The 15,961-nt window shown below is 71.5% G+C and carries 11 protein-coding genes and 1 pseudogene; 7 read left to right on the top strand and 5 right to left on the bottom strand.

Annotation, left to right across the window (positions count from 1 at the left end; translation table 11 throughout):
- Nucleotides 1-153: 153 nt before the first annotated feature.
- From BM536_RS30850 to BM536_RS30835, 4 genes are all read right to left on the bottom strand, one after another.
- Complete coding sequence (locus tag BM536_RS30850; RefSeq protein ID WP_073498239.1) at nucleotides 154-1,485, bottom strand: glycosyltransferase family 4 protein; 1,332 nt, start codon at nucleotides 1,483-1,485, stop codon at nucleotides 154-156.
- A complete protein-coding gene (locus BM536_RS30845) occupies nucleotides 1,437-2,744 on the bottom strand; it encodes a hypothetical protein (RefSeq protein ID WP_094103766.1) in 1,308 nt (435 codons plus the stop codon). The genes BM536_RS30850 and BM536_RS30845 overlap by 49 nt, the downstream gene beginning before the upstream one ends.
- 179 nt (nucleotides 2,745-2,923) lie before the next feature.
- Nucleotides 2,924-4,258, bottom strand: coding sequence for a polysialyltransferase family glycosyltransferase (locus tag BM536_RS30840; RefSeq protein WP_073498235.1), 1,335 nt, complete (start codon nucleotides 4,256-4,258; stop codon nucleotides 2,924-2,926).
- A complete protein-coding gene (locus BM536_RS30835; protein ID WP_073498233.1) occupies nucleotides 4,258-5,259 on the bottom strand; it encodes a glycosyltransferase family 2 protein in 1,002 nt (333 codons plus the stop codon). The genes BM536_RS30840 and BM536_RS30835 overlap by 1 nt, the downstream gene beginning before the upstream one ends.
- 197 nt (nucleotides 5,260-5,456) lie before the next feature.
- Here BM536_RS30835 and BM536_RS30830 point away from each other — a divergent pair, with 197 nt between their 5' ends.
- From BM536_RS30830 to BM536_RS30815, 4 genes and pseudogenes are all read left to right on the top strand, one after another.
- Nucleotides 5,457-6,818 (top strand): DUF6716 putative glycosyltransferase, encoded by a 1,362-nt coding sequence (locus BM536_RS30830; protein ID WP_094103765.1) that lies wholly within the window; start codon nucleotides 5,457-5,459, stop codon nucleotides 6,816-6,818.
- Between the two features lie 56 nt (nucleotides 6,819-6,874).
- Nucleotides 6,875-8,131, top strand: coding sequence for an N-acylneuraminate cytidylyltransferase (locus BM536_RS30825; protein WP_073498230.1), 1,257 nt, complete (start codon nucleotides 6,875-6,877; stop codon nucleotides 8,129-8,131).
- A 12-nt stretch (nucleotides 8,132-8,143) separates the two neighbouring features.
- The gene (locus BM536_RS30820; RefSeq protein ID WP_073498228.1) at nucleotides 8,144-9,082 is read left to right on the top strand and encodes an N-acetylneuraminate synthase family protein; all 939 of its coding nucleotides are present in this window, start codon (nucleotides 8,144-8,146) and stop codon (nucleotides 9,080-9,082) included.
- 55 nt (nucleotides 9,083-9,137) lie between these two features.
- Nucleotides 9,138-10,225 (top strand): annotated as a pseudogene (locus BM536_RS30815) (hypothetical protein).
- A gap of 472 nt (nucleotides 10,226-10,697) precedes the next feature.
- On the opposite strand, the gene BM536_RS30810 reads toward BM536_RS30815, so the two are convergent.
- Nucleotides 10,698-11,381 carry a class I SAM-dependent DNA methyltransferase gene (locus BM536_RS30810; protein ID WP_245873882.1) on the bottom strand — a complete coding sequence of 228 codons (684 nt, stop codon included), beginning with the start codon at nucleotides 11,379-11,381 and terminating at the stop codon, nucleotides 10,698-10,700.
- A gap of 313 nt (nucleotides 11,382-11,694) precedes the next feature.
- Here BM536_RS30810 and BM536_RS30805 point away from each other — a divergent pair, with 313 nt between their 5' ends.
- The 3 genes from BM536_RS30805 (at nucleotide 11,695) to BM536_RS30795 (ending at nucleotide 15,821) form a co-directional block, all read left to right on the top strand.
- On the top strand, nucleotides 11,695-12,924 hold the full coding sequence (locus BM536_RS30805) for an amidohydrolase (RefSeq protein ID WP_094103763.1): 1,230 nt from the start codon (nucleotides 11,695-11,697) through the stop codon (nucleotides 12,922-12,924).
- A 336-nt stretch (nucleotides 12,925-13,260) separates the two neighbouring features.
- The gene (locus tag BM536_RS30800; protein WP_158086569.1) at nucleotides 13,261-14,322 is read left to right on the top strand and encodes a BMP family lipoprotein; all 1,062 of its coding nucleotides are present in this window, start codon (nucleotides 13,261-13,263) and stop codon (nucleotides 14,320-14,322) included.
- A 452-nt stretch (nucleotides 14,323-14,774) separates the two neighbouring features.
- Nucleotides 14,775-15,821, top strand: a complete 1,047-nt coding sequence (locus BM536_RS30795; RefSeq protein WP_073498595.1) for a BMP family lipoprotein — start codon at nucleotides 14,775-14,777, stop codon at nucleotides 15,819-15,821.
- The last annotated feature ends 140 nt before the right edge of the window (nucleotides 15,822-15,961 follow it).

Raw genomic sequence — 15,961 nt, 5'->3', positions numbered from 1 at the left:
GTGGGTTCTTTCGTGCACGCTCCTGACCGGAGACGATCGGATCACCGGAGAGTCGTCAACCGGGATCCTAGAGCCTGATCAGGAGGTCTTTTGTTCGACACGATGGCCTTTGTCCATCCGTCGCCGCGTGTTCACCGCGACGTCAGTTCCGCTTCAGCAACCGGGCCGCCTGGTTGCCGATCCGGAGGCGGACCGACTCCCTCCGCGCCAGTTGCCGGACGGACCGCCCCCGCGCGCCGAGCAGGTCCGCGATCCGCCCGATCTCCGTCCAGACCCTGGCCCGGTCGCCGCCCGCGATCGCCGCGGCGGACAGCAGCCGGCACGCCTCTTCGGCCTCGCCGCGCCCCGCCCTGATCTCCGCCATGCCCACGAGGACGTCCACCGACTGCGCCGGCACAGGATCTCCTCGCCGACCCGCAGGGCGTCGTCGTGGCGGCCCGCGGTGAGGTGCCGGGTGAAGTCCTCGATGAGGTGGGTGCCTTTCCGCGACGGGACCGGGACGGTCGGGAACCGCGGCTCCACCGGGTCCGCGCCCGCCCTGCCGTCGGTCTCCGGCACACCGTCACCGGCCGGAGGCCGTACGGGATCACCGGGGCCCGGCAGGCCCAGTGCCGTCGTCATCCGCGCGGTGAAGGCGGGGACGTCGAAGAGTTCCTCGACGTCGCCGTACTCGGTCTCCGAGACCTCGTCGTCCAGCACCCGGCGCAGCGCGTCGAGCGCCGCCTCCGGGGTGTACTCGGGGAAGGAGCGGTAGCCGGACACGCCGTCCAGGACCTCCCGGGAACCCACCCGGTGGTAGGTGACCGTGCGCAGCCGCTGCTGCACGGCCTCGACCACCGACAGCGGCATCGGGTCGTCGACGCTGGACAGGAAGAAGACGTCCGAGGCGGCCAGCTCCTCCCGCACGCGCTCGCGCGAGAGCGCCCCCATCCACTCGACGCGGTCCGACAGCAGGGTGGTGGACCCGATACGCCAGGTCTTCTGGCCGATCCACGCGAACCGCCACGGCAGCCCCTGCCCGTACGCCAGTTCGGCGACCCGCGAGAACAGGTCGAGGCCCTTGCGGTCCTGCATCGAACCGACCATCACGACGCGCGGACGCGCACCGGGGGTACGCCTCGCACGCGCGCGGTGGGCGTCGCGGGGAACCGTGTTGTAGACCACGACCGGGTCGCTCACCCCCAGCCCCCGGAACATGTCCGCCTGGGCGTTCGACACGCACAGCACCTTCAGTCCGGGCAGCAGGCCGACCATCTCCTGGTGCCGCGGAGCGTTGCGCGAGCCCTCGAAGTTCATGACGTACTCGGTCTCGTGGGCGTACACCACCACGGACCTGCCCCGCTCCCGCAACGCCGGCACCAGCTCGCCCGCCAGCGGCGAACGCCAGAACGGGGCCAGGCTGTTGATCAGGACGACCTCGGCGTCCGCCAGGTCCGTCAGGACGTCCTCGTGGCGGCCGTAGGCCCCGAGGTCGAAGTAGCGCACGTCGACCGGCTCTGCGCGAGCAGCGCCTGCGTGTAGGTGAGGACGGGGATCGCCACTCCGGTGACGTAGTCGAAGCCCAGTCCCAGCACGGCCAGCGAGCGTGGCCGTGCCACCCGCCCGCGCACGGCGCGCAGCGCCCGTTCGGCCCGGGACAGCCCGGCCCCTCCGCCGTCGTCCCGCGGCGACCAGCGCGGGGCCGGCGGTTCGACGGGTACGGCGGCCTCCTCGACGACGCGCAGCACGCGCCCGGCGACGTCGTCCCGGAAGGCGATGAAGTGCTCCAGGGGCTCACCGTGGTCGTTGGCCGCGAACTCGGCCGAGCGCCTGAGGTCGGCCACCACGTCGACGAGTTCGCCGAGGGTGCCCACATTGCGCAACAGGGGGTGGTTGATCGTGGGGAAGACGATGTTCAGCGGGGGCGGGCTGAACAGGATCAGCGGGGTGTCCGCCCGCAGGGTCTGGAGATAGGCCGTGGAGTAGAAGGTGACCGCGAGGTCGTAGCCGTCGAGCGTGGAGGGGTCCGGGTCGGTGTCGACCTCGCCGAACTCGGCGAGCGCCGCACGCAGTTCGGCGAGCTGCTCGCGGTGGTCCTGGCGGGACAGTCGGCTGTGGCGGGTCAGCGGCTGGGCGAGCACCGCCATGCGCAGCGGCTGGTCGGGCTTCCTGGCGGGCCGGTGAACGGTGGTGCGGGCCGCCCGCAGCAGGGCCGGGTCGTCGCTGTGGCCGAGGGCGCCGGTGATGTGGACGGTCGGGTCGGCGTCGGCGGAGCGGAACAGCAGGTGGTGCGCGGTCGACGGGCCCCAGACGCAGATGGCGGCCGGGGACGAGGAGCCGTAGTACCAGCTCTGGTCGCGCCGTCCGGTGCCGGTCTTCTTGTAGCGGAAGTCCAGGTGACAGTCCTGGACGAGGATCAACGGCAGCGTACGGCCCAGCGTGCCGGCCACCCGGCGGCCGCGCTGCGACTGGTCGTCGAAGAACAGCAGCCGGTCGATGCGCTCCTCTTCGGCGAAGGCGCGTATTCGGTGACCGAGTTCCTCCAGGAACTCCGCGTTGTCCAGCCCCTCGTCCACGGGGAACAGGTTGCGGGCCACGAGGCCCTCGCACCGGGCCGCGGCCTCCTGTTCGAGCCGTCCGGCGTTGATCGCGTCCCGGTCGGCGACGAGGAGGTGGAACGAGTGGGCGTCGGCTCCCTCGGCTCGCATGATCTCCGAGGCGAGGCCGACGCCATTGCGGTTCTCGACAAACACAGCGATGCGCACCGTGTGAATGAAATACGAACGGGTTTCCCCATACCTGTCATCCGGATCGAACTCCCGGTGAACAGTGAATGAGCGTCAGGATACGTCCGCGTGCACGGGAGTTCCCGCGGCCCGCACCCGCATCTGCCCGCCGCTCCGCGTGAATGCGCAGGGCGCGTGGGACCCGTGGAACCGGCCGTCTACGCCCGCTTCACCGCCTTGCGCATCGCTCTCGCCCGACGCACCACCCGGCGTGCGGTGGAGTTGCGCGGAATGAACGACAACCGCTCCGGGATACCGCCCGGCAGGCCCAGCGCGGTGAGCCGGCGGCGCTTGAAGTACCGCTTGGTGCGCGGCCCGAGACGGGTGCGCAGATATTCCTCGGCGACCGGCCGTAGGCTCGGGTGGATCTGGGCCTGCATCACATAGCCCACCGTCCTGACCAGATCGGTCAGCGACTCCTCCGGGACGCGCGTCTCGCCCTCGCCCTCCTCCAGGTCCGGCAGCAGCGCGTCCGCCAGCAGGGCCGGCACCCGGTTGCTGTTCTGGTACGGGGTGAGCCGGTCCATCAGCCGCTCGGTGCCGATCCGGGCGACCGGCAGGTCGTAGAACGCCGACGCGGTGAACAGGGCGGTGGAGAAGCAGCCCACCACCAGCGCGGGCCGCGCCCTGGCGAACAGCACCTCGGCGAGGACCGGCGTGTCCAGCACCGTGAGGTCGACGCCCAGCTTCGCGGCCTCCGCCTCCAGGGTCCTGCTGTAGCGGGCCGGCGCGGTCGGGTGCGGCTTGAACACCACGGACCGGTGGCCGCGGGCGACCGCCCCCCGCATCATCCGCACATGCAGGTCCTCCTCCTCCTCCACGGTGAGGATGTCGAGGGCGGACAGGTACTGGCCCAGCAGCAGCGCGGAGTCGTCGGGCAGCGCGGGCAGCCCCTCCACGGCCTCGCCGATCTCCCCGAGGACCTTCAGGAAGCCACTCGCCGGCACGGTCCGCGCGGGCACCCCGAACTCGGTGAGCAACAGCGGCACCAGTCCCGGCACCAGGTCCAGGTGGAGCAGCCGGCGTACCCGGGTGCCGATCAGCGGGTCGAGCTTGTTGCGGGTCGGCCCGTAGCTCATCAGGCCGTCGGCGTAGACCTCGACGGGCGCTCCGGGGAACACCTGCGCGATCGCCTGCGCCGGGTTGACCTGGATCGACTCCACGACGATCTCGACCCGGTCCTCGCCCAGCCCCCACAGCATCCGCAGATACCGCTCCAGGAGCGGGGCGTCGTCGGGGCGCGGTGCCCAGGCGCCCGGGTGGAAGGGACTGATGGCCTCGTTCCAGGACAGCACCGCGTCGAAGCGGTCCCGCAGCGGGGCGAAGCCCGGCATCTCGTCGACGGCCGGGGTGGTCTCCGGCGTCGTCGTGTTGTTGCACACCAGCAGCAGCCGGCGGTCCGCCGCCGGGAAGCAGCCGGCGTCCAGCGCGGCGGCCAGGGTGGCGGCGCCGTACAGCGTGGAGGCGCAGAGGATCTGAGTCGTGCGAGGCATCAGGCGGCCGCCTTCGGGGTGCCGGTCTTCGAAGAGGTGATCCTGCGGCGCAGCCGGCGCAGTGTCGACGAGCGCTCCAGGTCCATCGTGTCCAGGACCTCGGCGAGCAGTTCCTGCGGCATGCGCTTGATGGCCGCCGCGCTCATGGCGCGCAGCTGCCGGGCCACCGACGGCTCGAACTTCTCGATCTCGCCGAGGTGGTGGGCGATGATCGCGCAGTAGGTGCGCACCGCCTTGGGGAGCAGCCGGTCGGCCTCGCGGTCCCGCGCGGTCTCATCGATGACCTGGTCGAACGCCCGGATGAAGTCCAGTTGGCGGGCGTCGCCGATCTGGGTGAGGGAGGAGGCGACCCCGCGCCGGTAGAACACGCCGAGCAGGTTCAGCACGGCGAACGACTCCGCCTCCCGGTGCAGCTTCCAGATCCACGGCCGGTCCTCGGCGGTCCGCAGCCCGTGGGTGAAGTGCAGCAGCCCGCGGTCGACGAGACGGCGGTGGTAGGCGCCGGCCCAGGCGTAGGGGTAGTCCACCGACGTCGAGCGGTCCGCGGGCAGGATCGTGTCGCGCGGGTTCAGCACCTGACCGCGCAGCCCGTGCGGATGCCGGACCAGCGTGCGGGCGCGCGCGGTCGCCTGCACATGGTCGACGCGCACGAAGTCGCAGCCCAGCTCCTCGATCGCGGTGACCAGTTCGGTCAGATATCCGCGCGCGAGCCAGTCGTCGCCGTCCAGGAACGTCAGGTACTCGCCCTGCGCGGCATCCAGTCCGGTATTGCGTGCGGTGGCGAGCCCTCCGTTCTCCTCATGACGGATCAGACGCACCTGGGCGACCTTCGAGAGTTCTTCGGCAGCCCGTTCGAGAATGGCGGGCGTCTCGTCCTTCGAGCGGTCGTCCACCAGCACGAACTCGAAGTCCGGGCGGGCGTTCAGACGAAGGCTTCTGAGGGTGTCCGGGGCGTATTGCTGGACGTTGTAGAACGGCACGATCACGGAAAGCTTGGGCACGCGGAAATCCTAGGAGTGCGCCCGGCGGTGAAAATTTCCGGTAAGGGTACGGGCGATGAACTCGATGTGTCGGATTGGTGCATCACGCGTATTTCCCCGGAGTCGACGAGCCGGTTCGGAAACCGGTGGCGCGCTGTTAACTTTCCGTTGAGTCGCGGTTGGGCAAAGCCTGGGTTTTGCTTCCTAGCGTCTTCAACGTGCCACCACGTACTTCTGAGCCCTCGCGGATCGCCGTACTCGCGGACTCCGACACCCGCTGGAAATGGGGTGCGTTGACCGCGGGCCGGATCGCTCCGGGCGGGCAGCCGGGCCCGTCCATGGAAGCCGGACCGCGGGGCGACGCGCAAGTCGCCCCCGTCCTCGACGGCTACCTCCTGCGCGGCCGAGCCACCCCCACGCCCCGTCAACTCGCCGAAGTCGGCGTGCGCGCCGACTCGCTGCGCGAGGTGACGGCCGTCGAGTTCCTGCGTGCCATGGCGAGCGAGAAGTACGACGTCCTCGTGCTCGCGCTGGTGGGCGGCGGCGTCCAGGCCGTCCTGCACGGCCTCAAGCGGATCTGGGAGGACGGCGGCGAGCGGCCCGTCGTCGTCACCGGCTACGTCGGTGTCGTCTACGAGAAGCTCGCCGACGGTCTGCTGCTGCGGCACGGCGCCGACCTCGTCCTCGCCAACTCCCGCCAGGACGCCGAGCGTTTCCGCGCGGTGTACGAGGGTGTCGGCGCCGACGCCTCCTCGGTGACCGAGGTGGCCCTGCCCTTCCTCGGCGGCGCCCCCTACACCGGCGAGCACGACCCGTACACCGTCGTCTTCGCGGCCCAGCCCTCCGTGCCGGAGAACCGCAAGGACCGCACCTACCTGCTCGAACGGCTCGTGCGGCACGCCCGGTTGCACCCCGAGCGCGAGGTGCTGCTCAAGCTGCGCTCCAAGCCGGGTGAACACACCACCCACATCGAGGAGTTGCCGTACCAGAAGCTGGCGCAGCGACTCGATCCGCCCGACAACTTCCGCCTGGTGTACGGCAACATGGGCGAGGTTCTCGACCGCACCGACCTCATGGTCACGGTCAGCTCCACCGCCGCCCTCGAGTCCCTGCACCGCGGCATCCCCACCGTGGTCCTCACCGACCTCGGGGTGCGCGAGGCGCTCGGCAACCACCACTTCGTCGGCTCCGGCTGCCTCGCCTCCTGGGACCAGCTCGACGCCGGGCACCGGCCCACCCCCGACGAGGACTGGGTGGCCAGGCAGGGCGTCGCCGCCGGGGGAGGGGCGTACGAACGGGCCTTCGACACCGCGCGCGACCGCATCGCCCGGTTGCTCGACCGCCCCGGCGGCCTGCCCCCGCTCACCCCGTACTACACACCCGCCACCGCGCCCGGCTACCTCCCCGGCATCCTCGCCCGTCACCACCTCGGCCCCGACGGCAGCCCGCTGCCCGGCGCCCCGGCCTCGGACGGGGAACCCGGCCCGGTCCGCCAGATCGTCCGCCGCGCCGCCCGCGGCGCCTACCGCCACGGCGTCCAGCGGGTCGCCCCGGTCATCCGCCGGATGGGGGACCTGTGAGGTCCCCGACGTCCGCACCCGCTCCTTCTCCGGTGTCCTCCCAAGGAGTCCAGCCCATGTCCGACCTCCAGGCGGGCGTGCGTCGCGTCCTCGCCGTGATCCCCGCGCGCGGTGGCTCCAAGGGCGTCCCCGCGAAGAACCTCGCGTCCGTCGGTGGCGTGCCCCTGGTGGCACGGGCGGTGCGGGAGTGCCTGGCCACCCGCCTGGTCACCGACGTCGTGGTGTCCACCGACGACCAGGCCATCGCCGTGGCCGCCCGCGAGGCCGGCGCCGAGGTCGTGCTGCGCCCGGCCGCCATCGCCGGTGACACCGCCACCTCCGAGGCCGCCGTCCTGCACGCCATGGACACCCACGAGGCCCTGCACGGCGCGGCCGTCGACGCGGTGCTCCTGGTGCAGTGCACCAGCCCGTTCATCGTCCGCGAGGACATCGACGGCGTCGCCGCCGCGGTCGTCGAGAACGGCGCCGACACGGCCGTCACCGTCGCTCCCTTCCACGGCTTCGTCTGGCGTGACGGCACGGCCGGCAGCACCGACAGCACCGACAGCACCGACAGCACCGGCGGCGGCTTCGGCGTCAACCACGACAAGTCGTACCGCCCGCGCCGTCAGGACCGCCCCCAGGACCTCCTGGAGACCGGCGCCGCCTACGCAATGGACGCGGCCGGCTTCCGCGAGCACGGCCACCGCTTCTTCGGCCGCACCGACCTCGTGCGCACCGACCCCGCCCGCGTGCTGGAGATCGACGACCCGCACGACCTGGCCCGAGCCCGCGCCCTCGCCCCGCTCTTCGACGCGGCCCGGCCCGGCTCGCTCCCGACCGCCGCCGACATCGACGCGGTGGTCCTCGACTTCGACGGCACCCAGACCGACGACCGGGTGCTGATCGACTCCGACGGACGGGAGTTCGTCTCCGTGCACCGCGGCGACGGCCTCGGCATCGCCGCCCTGCGCAGGAGCGGACTGAAGCTGCTGATCCTGTCCACGGAACAGAACCCCGTGGTCGCCGCCCGCGCCCGGAAGCTCAGGCTCCCGGTCCTGCACGGCATCGACCGCAAGGACCTCGCACTCAAGCAGTGGTGCGAGGAGCAGGGCATCGCGCCGGAGCGCGTGCTCTACGTCGGCAACGACGTCAACGACCTCCCGTGCTTCGCCCTCGTGGGCTGGCCCGTGGCGGTCGCGAGCGCCCACGACGTCGTACGCGGCGCCGCACGCGCGGTCACCACCCTCCCCGGCGGCGACGGCGCGATCCGGGAGATCGCCGGCTGGATCCTCGGACCCTCTCTCGACTCTCTCGACCCCCTCACCCAGTAAGGAACCCCTTTCATGAGCACCAACTCCCGCCTCCGCCAGTTCGGTTCGCGTACGGCCGGCCCCGGCCACCCCGTCTACATCTGCGGCGAGATCGGCATCAACCACAACGGTGAGCTGGACAACGCCTTCAAGCTCATCGACGCGGCCGCCGAGGCCGGCTGCGACGCCGTGAAGTTCCAGAAGCGCACCCCGGAGATCTGCACCCCGCGCGACCAGTGGGACATCGAGCGCGACACCCCCTGGGGCCGGATGACCTACATCGACTACCGCCACCGCGTGGAGTTCGGCGAGGACGAGTACCGCCAGATCGACGAGTACTGCAAGGAGAAGGGGATCGCCTGGTTCGCCTCCCCGTGGGACACCGAGGCCGTCGCCTTCCTGGAGAAGTTCGACGTCCCCGCCCACAAGGTGGCCTCCGCGTCCCTCACCGACGACGAGCTGCTCCGCGCCCTGCGCTCGACCGGCCGCACGGTCATCCTCTCCACCGGCATGTCCACCCCGAAGCAGATCCGCCACGCCGTCGAGGTCCTGGGCAGCGACAACATTCTGCTCTGCCACGCCACTTCGACGTACCCGGCGAAGGCCGAGGAGCTGAACCTCCGCGTCATCAACACCCTCCAGGCCGAGTTCCCCAACGTCCCGATCGGCTACTCCGGCCACGAGACGGGCCTGCAGACCACGCTCGCCGCGGTCGCCCTCGGCGCCACCTTCGTCGAGCGCCACATCACCCTCGACCGCGCCATGTGGGGCTCCGACCAGGCCGCCTCCGTGGAGCCGCAGGGCCTCACCCGCCTCGTCCGCGACATCCGCACCATCGAGGCCTCCCTCGGCGACGGCGTCAAGAAGGTCTACGAGTCGGAGCTGGGCCCGATGAAGAAGCTGCGCCGCGTCTCGGGCGTCGTCGCCGAGGCGGAGATCGCCGCGGCGGCCGGCGAGCCCGTCGGCGTCTGACCCCGGAACCTCTCCGACTGCCGCTACCAGTGCCCTACGGGACGGTCGTACGACGATGAGCCCTCGCGCCGGGAAACCCGGCACCACCCCCCACACCCTCGCGTTCGTCGAGAGCCCGGTACAGCTCCTGAACGTCCTGGAGTGGGCCCACTCCCAGGGGCCCCGCCCCCAGGAGGGGCCCGGCGCGGGGTTCACCCTCGTCGTCCTGTCCCCGACCGACCCGATGACCCGTGGCCAACTGCGCCGCATGGCCGAACTGGCCCGCCACGACGGCCACGAGGTCCGCTGGGAGGAGGCCCGCGGCGGCCCCGCGGCCCCCTTCCGCACCATCGGCGGCCTGGCGCGCGAGCTGCGCCTGGCGACCGGATCGTCATGGGCGACCCCTTCTCCCGTTACGTCCAGCTCCTGCTGACCATCACCCACGCCGACGACCTGGTCGTCGTCGACGACGGCACGGCCACGATGGAGTTCGTCGGCCAGCTCGCCCGCGGCGAACGCCTGGTGCGCTGGCACCGCAAGGGCGGCCGCCCCGGCCCCCGCGACCTGCTGTTCGCCCCGGTGTCCGCCGCGGCCCGGCGCCGCCTCACCCCCGGCCCGGCCCGCCGCGTGGAGGTCTTCTCCTCCATGCCGATGGAGGACGCCCCGGACGGCGTCTCCGTCACCTCCAACACGTTCGCCTGGACCCGCGAGCGCTTCGGCCCGCCCCGCGTGACGAAGGGCGCCGACATGGTCGGTACGTCCCTCGTCGAGACCGGCGTCGTCGACGGCGACCGCTATCTGCACGCCGTCGGCGTCCTCGCCAGGACCCACGGCGCCGCCCGCTACTTCGCCCACCGCCGCGAGAGCGCCGAGAAGCTGCACCGACTCGCCGTGGAGACGGGCCTGGAGGTCGTCCGCCCCGACCTTCCCCTCGAACTCATCGCCCGCAGAGGCCCCATCGGCAGAACGGTCCTCAGCTTCCCCTCCACGGTCGTCCACACCCTCCCGCTGGCCCTCGCCGGCACGGAGGTCCGCGTCGCGGTCTGCGACATCGACCCGGCCTGGCTCACCCGGCACGCCTCCCCCCGAGCCCAGGGCTTCCTCTCCGGCGTCACAGGAACAGCCCGCGGAGTGGACCACCTGGCCACGATCACCACAGCCTGACCTGACCTGACCTGACCTGACCTGACCTGACCTGACCTGACCTGACCTGCCGGGCCGGCGGCGTACATCCCGGCCGCGCGCCGGCAGCAGTCGGGCCCGCGGCCGGCCGCACCGGCCTTGACCGAAGCTCCCCGCCGGGGCAAGTCCGGCGCCCGCGGCCCTCGTCGTGGATCAGCCTGACCGACCGCCCCGCCTGGGATCGGCCCGGCCCGCAGCCTTTGCCGGAAGCCGGTCCAGCCCGCCGCTCCCGCCGGTGACTGCCACGGCCCGCCGCCCCTGCCGGTTATTGCCCCTGCCGGTTATTGCCCCGGCCGCCGCCTGCGCCGGAGGCCGGTCCGGCCCGCCGCTCCCGCCGTTCGCTCCCGTCGGTGACTGCCCCGCCCGCTGCCGCCGTCGGTGACTGCCCCGGCCCGCTGCCCCCGGCCGGTGACTGCCCGCCGCCGCCCCGCCGGTCGGCTGCCACCGCCGGTGACTACCCCGGCCTTCGCGCCAACAGGAATGCCCGGGGTCGGGTCGCGCCGCCCTCGGGCTCCAGGGCCACGCGGGCCTGGACGTCGAGGCCGGCCTCGGTGAGGCGGGCGGCGACCGACTCCGGGGTGCGCCAGTAGTAGTCGAGGACGATCCGCCGGCCGAACCGCTCCGTGAGGCGCTGCCGCTCGCCGTTCCCGGTCTGGAAGCAGAGCAGCAGGTACCCGCCGGGAACGAGGACCCGCCGGAACTCCGCGAGCACCGCCGACAGGTGCGTGTCCGGCACGTGGATCACCGAGAACAGGGCGAGCAGCCCGCCCAGCGTGCGGTCGGGCAGGTCCAGGGCGTCCATCGACCCGATGTGGAAACGCAGCTCCGGATGCGCCCGGCGGGCCAGGGCCACCATGCGGGGCGAGACGTCGACGCCGAAGACGGGCACCCCGAGCCGGTGCAGCAGCGCGGTGACGTTGCCGGGCCCGCTGCCCACGTCCGCCACCGGCTCCTCGCCTCTGGCCCGCACCAGCTCCGCGAACCCGGAGAGCAGCGCCCGGTCCAGGACCCGCTCCCCGAGCCCGTCGGGGAACTCACGGGCGTACTCCTCGGCGATGGCGTCGTACGCCGCACGGGTGTCCCGGACGAAGCCGGGATCGGCGTCGGCCAGGGCCGAGCGGGTGTTCGGTTCGCTCACGTGCCCGGACTCTAGTGGCGGGCCCGGCCCCCCGGCAGCCGAACCCACGAAGAGCCGGGTACCCGTCCGCACGTTCCGCTCCGTGGACAGCCGGGCGTGCATCGAGTGAGCCGTGGTAACCGTGAAGGAGGAAGATTGAGGGGTGGCCGGAAAGCCATGATCGACTCGACTCGAAACCGGCCGAGTTTACCCAGTCCGAACGCCAGCCATGCGCCGCGCGGCCAACTTTTCTTCCCCTAACAGGTTGAAGTTTTGTTGATCGTGGGTCAACAGACCACCCCGGCGTCCTACCCTTCAAAGGGTGAAGCAACTGATGTCCCGAGAGTCCGAGGCCGATCCTTCAGGGGAAGCCGTGCTCCCCGGCACTTTGCCGGAGGCCCTGCGCGCCGAGCTCGTCGCCTTCCGCCGCGACATGCACATGCACCCCGAGCTGGGCAACCAGGAGTTCCGTACGACGGCGGCGATCAAGGAGCGCCTGGAGCAGGCGGGCCTCAAGCCCCGCGTACTCGCCGGCGGCACCGGGCTCATCTGCGACATCGGCGACTGGACCGACGGCACCCCGGTCCTCGCGATGCGCGCCGACATCGACGCCCTGCCCATCCCGGACACCAAGGCGGACTGCGACTACCGCTCCACCGTCCCCGACCGCGCCCACGCCTGCGGTCACGACGTGCACACCGCCGTCGTCCTCGGTGCCGGCCTGGTCCTCGCCGACCTGCACCGCGAGGGCAGGCTCCCGCGCCCCGTGCGGCTGATCTTCCAGCCCGCCGAGGAGGTGCTGCCCGGCGGCGCCGCCGACGCCATCGCGGACGGCGCCCTGGAGGGCGTCGGCCGGATCATCGCCGTGCACTGCGACCCGCGCGTGGACGCCGGTCTGATCGGTCTGCGCGAGGGGGCCATCACCTCCGCCTGCGACCGTCTGGAGATCTCCCTGGACGGGCCCGGCGGCCACACCGCCCGCCCGCACCTGACCACCGACCTGGTCACCGCCGCCGCCCGGGTCGTCGTCGACGTACCCGCGCTGGTCGGCCGCCGCGTCGACACACGGGCCGGCCTCGCGGTGACCTGGGGCCGGATCGACTGCGGCCACGCCCCGAACGTCATCCCGCAGCACGCCGAACTGTCCGGCACCGTGCGCTGCCTCGACATCGACGCCTGGCGGCAGGCGCCCGACCTCGTGGTCGCCGCGATCGACGAGGTCGCCAACCTGCACCGCGCCAAGTCCGAGATCAACTACGTCCGCGGCGTCCCCCCGGTCGTCAACGACACCGACGTCACCGGCCTGCTCCGGGACGCCATGCACGCCCGGCGGGGCGAGGAGGCGGTGGAGGGCACCCAGCAGAGCCTCGGCGGCGAGGACTTCTCCTGGTACCTGGAGCGCGTCCCCGGAGCCATGGCCCGCCTCGGTGTCCGTACGCCGGGTGAGCGCACCGTCCGGGATCTGCACCAGGGCGACTTCGACGCCGACGAACACGCCATCACCGTAGGAGTGGAGCTGTTCACGGCCGCCGCACTGCTGGACGCGGCGACCCGCACGGCGTGAGCAGACACGGGAAGCCGGTGGGGGACCGAAGCCGGTGAAGGCCGTCACCGGTGAGGTCCGACACGGGGACGGCCGGACGAAGGGGTGCCCGAAAGGCGCCCCTTCGTCCACTTGTGTCACCGGGGTGTAACCCGTGGGACCCGGTTGCGACCCGGGGGCGGCACGAATCGATAACGGCCACGAGAAACCCCGTTCCCCTCCCCGTCTACGCGCGTTACTGTGCGCCGAAATCGCCCCTCGGAACGGCCTGTTGGGGAGCCGTGCCGGAGGCGTCACATTGGGGAATGCGGGCCGGTGACGGCGCCGTGGGGATGAAGGGTGCTTGCTGTGCGTCTCATATCTCGAAGGACCAGGTTCATCCAGGCAGCGGCGTCCGTCGCGGTCGTGGCTCTCGCGGCGGCCGGCTGCGGCGAGTCCAGCACCGGCTCCAAGCCCAGCGAGAAGGAGTCCGGCAAGTACACCGGCAAGGGCATCGGCCTGGCGTACGACATCGGCGGCAAGGGCGACCAGTCCTTCAACGACGCCGCGTACGCCGGTTTCGAGAAGGCCGACAAGGAGTTCGGCATCGGCGGCCGGGACGTCGAGCCGCAGGACGGCGAGTCGGACGCGGACAAGGTCCAGCGGCTGACCCAGCTCGCCCAGTCGGGCTACAACCCGGTGATCGGCGTCGGCTACATCTACGCGCCGGCCGTCAAGGAGGTCGCCGCGAAGTTCCCGGACACCACGTTCGGCATCATCGACGACGAGACCGTGGTGGCGAAGAACGTCGCCGACATGGTCTTCCACGAGGAGCAGGCCTCCTACCTGGCCGGCGTCGCCGCGGCGAAGGCGTCGAAGAAGGGCCACATCGGCTTCATCGGCGGCGTGGACATCCCGCTCATCCACAAGTTCGAGGCCGGCTACATCCAGGGCGCCAAGTCCGTCGACCCGGCCATCAAGATCGAGTCGCAGTACCTCACCGAGACGCCCCAGGAGGGCGGCTTCTCCAGCCCCGACAAGGGCAAGGCGGGGGCGAGCGGCCAGATCGAGGCCGGCGCGGACGTCATCTACCACGCGGCCGGTCTCTCCGGCCAGGGCGTGATCTCCGAGGCCGCGGGCAAGAAGGTGTGGGCCATCGGCGTCGACTCCGACCAGTACGCCCAGACCTCGCTGGCCGCGTACAAGGACTACATCCTCGGCTCGGCCCTGAAGAACGTCGGCGGCGCGGTCTACGACCTGGCCAAGTCCGTCCACGAGGGCAAGCCCCTCTCCGGCGTGGTCCGCGGCAGCCTCTCCAACGACGGCGTCGGCTTCGCCGACACCAACCCGAAGTACAAGGCCATGACGGACGTCGTCGACGCCGTGAACAAGGCCAAGAAGGACATCGTCGACGGCAAGATCACCGTCAACACGAAGTAACCCGCCCACCCGCATACAGAGTCCCGGCACACCGACTCCCGGCACCGGCCCCGCCCGCCCGTCCCCCACCCCGGGGGGCGCGCGAGGCGGGGCGCCTGCGTCCGCACCCGTCGGAGGGGGCCGGCCCCGCGGCCCGTCGGCGTGCGGACGAGGCCGTTCGGGCCGGAGCGGGGGTCCGGGGGCGCGGCCCCCGGGTTCGGGACGGGAAGGGGCGGCGGGGGCGGGGCACCGCCCCGGTTCCACCCCCGCCTACGCCCATTGAGGGCGTCCTCGCAGACCAGCGGCCCCTGCCTCCCGCAAGCGGCGCTCCGACGTCCGTAGGCTGGAGCGCAAACTGTGGCCACAGCTCGATAACGGACCGGACAGAAGGGTTTTTCCGTCTGGTCTACGCGCGTTACGCTGCGGCGGAACCAGCGCCTGGTATGGGCGCTTGCACAAAGGAGTCTCGTTCCATGCGCCGGGTGTCCCGTATCGCGGTTGCTGGTGTTGCTACCGCAGCCTTCGCAGTCAGCGTTTCCGCTTGCGGAAGCTCCTCCACGTCGTCCTCCTCCGGTGACGACAAGAACCTGGGCCTCGCCCTCGCGTACGACGTCGGCGGCAAGGGTGACCAGTCCTTCAACGACGCCGCCACCGCCGGCCTGGAGAAGGCCGACAAGGAGTTCGGCTACAAGTCGACCGCCGTCGAGCCGCAGGACGGCGAGTCCGACGCCGACAAGGTCCAGCGCCTGGAGAGCCTCGCCAAGCAGGGCTACAACCCGGTCATCGGCGTCGGCTTCGCCTACGCGCCCGCCGTGAAGGAGGCCGCGGCCAAGTACCCGAAGACCACCTTCGGCATCGTCGACGACGAGCAGACCAAGGCCGACAACGTGGCCGACCTCGTCTTCTCCGAGGAGCAGGCCTCCTACCTGGCGGGCGTCGCCGCCGCCAAGGCGACCAAGTCCAACGTGGTCGGCTTCGTCGGCGGTGTGGACGTCCCCCTGATCCACAAGTTCGAGGCCGGCTACAAGCAGGGCGTCGCGGACACCAAGAAGGGGGTCACGGTCAAGTCGCAGTACCTGACCGAGACCGCCGCCGAGGGCGGCTTCTCCAGCCCGGACAAGGGTGAGAGCGCCGCCGAGGGTCAGATCGACGCCGGTGCCGACGTGGTCTACGCCGCCGCCGGCCTCTCCGGCCAGGGCGTCATCAAGGCCGCCAACGCCAACAAGGTGTGGGCGATCGGCGTCGACTCGGACCAGTACAAGCAGGACGCGCTGAAGACGTACAAGGACTCGATCCTCACGTCCGCGATGAAGAACGTCGAGGGCGCGGTCTACACGCTGGCCAAGTCGGTCGAGGACGGCAAGCCCGCCACCGGTGTGGTCCGTGGCGACCTCGCCAACGGCGGCGTGAGCCTGTCGAACTCCAACCCGGTCTTCGCCGGGAACAAGGAGATGCAGGACGCCGTCAAGAAGGCCGAGGAAGGCATCAAGAACGGCACCATCAAGGTGCAGACCTCCTGACGACCGTGGCGTCGGCCTGCCGAGACGTGGCGAGACCTGTCGAAGGCATGGCCAAAGAGGCGCTGTAATGACAGCGTTACGGCCTCGGAACGGGGTGCGGGGACGATGACTCCCCGCGCCCCGTTCGCGCGGCAGAATGC

It is taken from the genome of Streptomyces phaeoluteigriseus (assembly GCF_001896135.2).
GTDB lineage: Bacteria > Actinomycetota > Actinomycetes > Streptomycetales > Streptomycetaceae > Streptomyces > Streptomyces phaeoluteigriseus.
Note: the sequence above shows the minus strand (reverse complement) of the source record. Positions and strands in the feature narration are given on the sequence as shown.

What these genes read in the sequence shown, in the direction of transcription:
- BM536_RS30840 (WP_073498235.1), bottom strand. Translation starts at nt 4,258, where the DNA reads ATGCCTCGCACGACTCAGATCCTCTGCGCCTCCACGCTGTACGGCGCC.
- BM536_RS30825 (WP_073498230.1), top strand. Translation starts at nt 6,875, where the DNA reads ATGTCCGACCTCCAGGCGGGCGTGCGTCGCGTCCTCGCCGTGATCCCC.
- BM536_RS30820 (WP_073498228.1), top strand. Translation starts at nt 8,144, where the DNA reads ATGAGCACCAACTCCCGCCTCCGCCAGTTCGGTTCGCGTACGGCCGGC.
- BM536_RS30805 (WP_094103763.1), top strand. Translation starts at nt 11,695, where the DNA reads ATGTCCCGAGAGTCCGAGGCCGATCCTTCAGGGGAAGCCGTGCTCCCC.
- BM536_RS30795 (WP_073498595.1), top strand. Translation starts at nt 14,775, where the DNA reads ATGCGCCGGGTGTCCCGTATCGCGGTTGCTGGTGTTGCTACCGCAGCC.